The organism is Nocardia cyriacigeorgica NBRC 100375, from assembly GCF_000308555.1.
GTDB lineage: Bacteria > Actinomycetota > Actinomycetes > Mycobacteriales > Mycobacteriaceae > Nocardia > Nocardia cyriacigeorgica.
In genome coordinates this window covers 1-3,954 of sequence record NZ_BAFY01000015.1, presented here as the reverse complement: position 1 = coordinate 3,954, position 3,954 = coordinate 1, and the positions used below count along the sequence as shown (strand labels likewise).

Annotated in this window: 3 protein-coding genes and 1 pseudogene; 2 read left to right on the top strand and 2 right to left on the bottom strand. The window is 68.9% G+C overall.

Going from position 1 to position 3,954, the window contains the following annotated elements; translation table 11 throughout:
• The first annotated feature begins 445 nt into the window (after positions 1–445).
• Both RJ05_RS00995 and RJ05_RS00990 read left to right on the top strand, forming a co-directional pair.
• Positions 446–1,291, top strand: a complete 846-nt coding sequence (locus RJ05_RS00995) for an SDR family oxidoreductase (RefSeq protein ID WP_036531882.1) — start codon at positions 446–448, stop codon at positions 1,289–1,291.
• Positions 1,292–1,458: 167 nt separating this feature from the next.
• Positions 1,459–2,343 carry a hypothetical protein gene (locus RJ05_RS00990; RefSeq protein WP_138445707.1) on the top strand — a complete coding sequence of 295 codons (885 nt, stop codon included), beginning with the start codon at positions 1,459–1,461 and terminating at the stop codon, positions 2,341–2,343.
• Positions 2,344–2,356: 13 nt separating this feature from the next.
• Here the strand turns inward: RJ05_RS00990 and RJ05_RS00985 are convergent, their stop codons facing one another.
• Together RJ05_RS00985 and RJ05_RS31235 are read right to left on the bottom strand one after the other, a co-directional pair.
• A complete protein-coding gene (locus tag RJ05_RS00985; protein WP_228828967.1) occupies positions 2,357–2,980 on the bottom strand; it encodes a hypothetical protein in 624 nt (207 codons plus the stop codon).
• 489 nt (positions 2,981–3,469) lie between these two features.
• A pseudogene (locus tag RJ05_RS31235) lies at positions 3,470–3,954 on the bottom strand (glycosyltransferase); the annotation flags it as partial.

Genomic DNA, 3,954 nt, shown 5'->3' with positions numbered 1-3,954 from the left:
CGAGTGGATGGCGGCGCGCAGCGATAAGCGCCTGCGCGCCGAGCGCGAAAAGGTGTGGCGGGATATCTCCAAGCAACATCGCCGGATGTTCCGGGAGAAGAACTCGCGGCGCTGAACCGTGTCGGCGGGGCCATCGAGTGATCGGTGGTCCCGTCGCCGCGCGCACCGGACATTGCGGGCAGGTCCGCGACGGCGATGTCTTCGCCCTCGCCTGGACGTGGGTCCGACCACCCGACAACTCGCTCTGATAGGCCGCGCCCGACCCCGGCATTAACGCACGCTGCCGACCAGCGCAAACGTCAACCGAGGACAGGCGCCGGCGAAAGTGAGCCAGACCACCACCGCGCCCTATGCAACTTGTTGCATAGGGCGCGGGGCTACGCTTACTGTCGAGAAGCGGATGGCCTCGGCGTCGCAGCCGTGGCAGAGACGACAGGAGCAGTCAATGACCGAATCGAAGCCGCTCGCGGGTAAGACGCTGATCATGTCCGGCGGTAGCCGCGGCATCGGGCTGGAGATCGCCAAGCGGGCCGCGGCCGACGGCGCCAACATCACCCTGATCGCCAAGACCGACAAGCCGCATCCCAAACTGCCCGGCACCATCCACACCGCCGCCGCCGAACTCGAGGCCGCGGGCGGCAAGGTGCTGCCGTTCGTCGGTGACGTGCGCATCGACGAGTCGGTCGCCGAGGCCGTGCGCCAGACGATCGAGCAGTTCGGCGGCATCGACATCGTGGTCAACAACGCCTCGGCCATCGACCTCTCGCCTACCGACGCGCTGCCGATGAAGAAGTACGACCTCATGCAGGACATCAACTGCCGCGGCAGTTTCCTGCTGTCGAAGCTGTGCATCCCCGCACTGCGCGAATCCGCCGCGGCCGGGCGCAATCCGCACATCCTCACCCTGTCGCCGCCGCTGAACCTCGACCCCAAGTGGGCCGGCTCCTCACTCGGCTACACCATCGCCAAGTACGGCATGTCGCTGACCACCCTCGGCCTGGCCGAAGAGCTGAAGTCCGACGGCATCGCCGTCAACTCGCTGTGGCCGCGCACCACCATCGCCACCGCTGCGGTCAAGAACCTGCTCGGCGGCGAGGAAATGGTCGCCACCTCCCGCACCCCCGACATCTACGCCGACGCCGCCTACCTGGTCCTGACCTCCCCGTCGACCGAGACCACCGGCAACTTCTTCATCGACGACGACGTCCTCGCCGCCCACGGCATCACCGACCTGGACAAGTACCGCGTCACCCCGGGCGACGGCCCCCTGACCACCGACCTGTTCCTCTGATCGAGGGCTCGGCGGGAATTCACCGAACGCCACGGCTTCGCAGCAGGCGGACCGTGGCGTTCGGCTGTCAGGGAGCCTCCCACGCCGGCGGAGCCGCGTAACCCACGGCACACACTGGGTTTGTGCGGCAGTATTTCGGTATGGGGAGGATCAAGGTTGCGGCGTGGGTGTCAACTGTTGTCGCGATGGTGTTCGTTGCTGCTGGGTGCACCGGATTGCCTGGGCGGCCGACGCAGGTGAAGCAGTTGGATGCCGAGATCAGTGCCATGCCCGGGGTCGAATTGTTCTCCGCGTCGTACTCCAACAACATCACGCACGGGTCGGTGCTGGACCTATCGATCCGGATGCTTGCGGCGACCGAGGGGCAGGTCACCGCAGTTGCTCGGCGGATCGCTGAGATCAAGGGCGACTATTTCGACGGGTACGACCAGTCGGCCGAGTTCACGGTGGGCAAGACGGTCACGCTTACGCGCGGGGAGCGGCTGGATCCGGACCGGCTCGGAACCGACACCCGCCTGATCAGGCAGCTCGGCGGGGCGCTGCCGGGGGCAGATATCAACTGGTTTCGCGACAGTGGCAGCTCGATCGACATCCGTGACGCGCCGCCGGTGGCGCATTCGCTGGCCGCGGCGCGGGCGGTGCTGGGGGACGAACCGACGAGAGTCGAGGTGATGCCCGCCGGTGATGAGCCCATGTGGCGGGTCGATTTCCCATTCAGCGCCGAGCGTGAGCGCCAGATCAGCGGTCGACTCGCCACCCTGCCGGTGAGCGTAGCCGCGCTGACCATCGAGCGCGGGCAGCTGTCCTACATGTCGGTCGGAGTGCGCGACGCGGCATCGGCCTATGCCGACATCGCCGCGGTGATCGAGGCCGTCGGACCGACACCCGAGCACCCGCTGTATCTGTGGTGGCACCTTCCCGATACATCCGCCGGAAGCGTGCATGTCGCGGGCTGCGAGTACGCCGGCACCGCAGGCGAGAGGGATCCGGAGAACCCGGAAGCTCTCGACCTGCAGCGGCGGGTGCGGGCGGAGTTCGACGGGTGCCGCTAGCGCCGGCAACCGGCTAGATGAACAGCAGCGGCAGGATGCTGAGCAGGATGAGCAGCGCGGCGCAGGCCCAGGAGATGTAGATGAAGACCATGCCCGGGGTCTTCTGTGGGGCGGGGCCGATGGCGCCGTTGAGGAAGATCAGGGCGGGGGCGCGGTAGTAGAGGCGGGCGGCCTGGCCTTCGGCGACAGGGACGGTGGTGGTGGCCGGGCCCATGTCGAACAGCCAGGGGGTGCTCACCTTGACGTGGTGCTGGCCGGGGCCGACGGGGATGTGGTTGGCGCCCCAGCGGGTGTTGGGGACCTGGTGGCCGTTGACGATGATCTTCGGCTTGGTGATGGCGAGCAGGAACGCCATCGGGGTGTAGGACGCGTCGACGGTGAGGCCGGGCGGATCACCGGGCATACCCTGACCGGCGGGAGCGTGCGCACCCGGGGCGCCGTAGGGCATGGGCGGTTGACCGCCGGGCATCGGTGGGCGGCCCTGTGGCGGCATGCCCTGCGGCGGTTGTCCATACGGTCCGCCCTGCGGGAACTGCGGCGCCCCATTCGGCGCCGGCGGCATCGGCGGACGGCCGGGCATCGGCTGCCCCGGCATCGGCTGACCCGGCGCCTGCTGACCCGGCATAGGCTGCCCCATCGGCGGCTGACCGTACGGCGGAGCCCCGGGCGGCGCGTACTGCGGCGCACCCCCGAACTGTGGCTGACCTGGCACAGGCTGCGCCTGCGGCGCCCCCGGATAACTCATCGATTCCTCCCGAGATCGGTAACGTGCACGCGCACCCTACCGAGGTTTCGCCGGTGCCTCATGTCGAGCTGCGGGCCGGCTTCGTCTATTGATGCCGCGGCCGCCGTCCAGGCGACGCGGGCTCACTGGTACCTACCCATCTCGGGCGCGCTCGAACCGTGCGACGGCCGCGCATCCGCCGCGGCAGATCACTGAAATCGACGACGACGAATCGCAGCGAGAGGTGCGGCGACCGGCATCGTGCTGTGCCCGCACGTGCGTCCGACCGGCACGTGTCCGATCACGGCCGTCGCCGAGCCACCACATCCGCGCATACCGCAGACGCCGAATCACCTTCGGCGACAAGTGTTGTCATCCGCCCCTCGCCGACGAGCCCGGCGCTCAGCGCGACTCGGAACCCCCGTCGATCCCGTACAACCGCTCCCAGTTCGCGCGGCTGGTGAGTTCCGGCATCGCGGCCCGGTACTGCTGTTGCAGGGCGGGCAGTTCGCGACGCAGGCGACGCAGCACCCGGATGGTGCGCAGCAGCAGCTTGCGCGCGGTCGCCTTGTCGCGGCGGCGAACTCGCACACCGGACTGGGATGCGTCGGTGACGACCACGTGGTCGAACAGCGACACATGCCACCAGTGCGCGTCCTCGCGGGTGACGCCGACGATGCCGTGCTGGGTGCGCCCGGTCCACTGCGTGATAGCGCGTTTGACCAGCACCGCGAGCAGTCGGCTCGGCTCACCGCCCGCGCGCCGGATCTGGATCTCGGCCGAGGACACCGGCGGAGTGGCGGCCGGATGCTTCATCGTCTCGGCGTATTCGCCGCGGCTGGTGCGGGCCGCGGCCAGCGCCTCGATGCCGCCGTCGCGCAGCACCT